The 1092-nt window shown below is 57.4% G+C and carries 2 protein-coding genes; both read left to right on the forward strand.

The features are described 5' to 3' along the window. Positions 1–200 (forward strand): transposase (locus BJEO58_RS14750; protein ID WP_180951982.1); only part of this gene is annotated, 200 nt, incomplete at its 5' end. 163 nt (positions 201–363) lie between these two features. Further along, on the forward strand, positions 364–1092 hold a 729-nt coding region (locus tag BJEO58_RS14755; RefSeq protein WP_219617131.1), incomplete at its 3' end, for a carboxyl transferase domain-containing protein.

Consider the following 1092-nt stretch of genomic DNA (forward strand, 5'->3'; position numbering starts at 1 on the left):
ACGCCGTGGGGATCTTTCCCAATCGAGTCGCGATCGTGCGGCTGGTCGGAGCGGTGTTGGCTGAGCAGACTGATGAATGGGCCGAAGGCCGTCGGTACCTCGGACTCGAGGTCCTGGCCCGCTGCCGGCTCACGTCCGTCGAGACCACCGGAGGCGAGGTGAGCACCGACCCCGACATCCCATTCGAACTCAGCGCCTGAGACCCCTCGACGAGGGATCCAACCGTTACACCACTACCAGGGACTTGACCAGGTGAGGCGATAGTTGAACGTTATCGCCCTGCCCTGCAAAGCCATGTTGCAGTAGTTGGGGAAGCCGATAACTATTGAGGGTGCAAGTCGAACGCTCAATGAGGAGAACCACTTGTCTGATTCGATAGACGAAAGACCAGCGACCCACGAGTCCACTACAGAGCCACACAAGCCCGAGCCGCTGTGGTGGGAGACGGAGATCGCTGCTCGAACGGCTTACGCGTTAGGTATGGGTGGCCAAGAGAATATCGAGCGGCAACACCAACGCGGACAGCTGACGGCACGTGAACGAGTAGACAAATTTGTTGATGAAGACACCTGGCGTGAAGTCGGAATGTTCACTGGTAAAGGCGAATACGACGTCGAGCACCGCTTAACAAGCGTAACTCCGGCGAACGTCATCGTGGGTACAGGGCGAGTAGACGGCCGAGAAGTGGCGTTGTGTGCCGAGGATTTCACCGTCAGGGGAGGCTCCTCAGAGTCAACATCCCCCGACAAATGGCAATACATCGAGCGATTTGCTTTGCAGTACCGCATCCCAATGGTTCGTCTGATAGAAACTGCTGGCGGTAGTATCAATATTCTGAAGCAGTCTGGAGCGACCAAGATACCGGGGTACTCGAATGGCGCTCCACCGACTAATCTCGGCACCATTCCTGTCGTAGCGATCGCGTTAGGTGCCGCGGCGGGATTCGGTGCAGTCCGTGTTGTGAGATCTCATTTTTCTGTGATGGTAGCTGGCAGCAGCTACGTGTTCGCTGGTGGGCCTGCGGTAGTAAAGCCGGGGGTTGGTCAGGAGATTGATAAGGAAGAGTTGGGCGGTGCATCTGTGCACGCTCGG

It is taken from the genome of Brevibacterium jeotgali (genome assembly GCF_900169175.1).
Lineage (GTDB): Bacteria > Actinomycetota > Actinomycetes > Actinomycetales > Brevibacteriaceae > Brevibacterium > Brevibacterium jeotgali.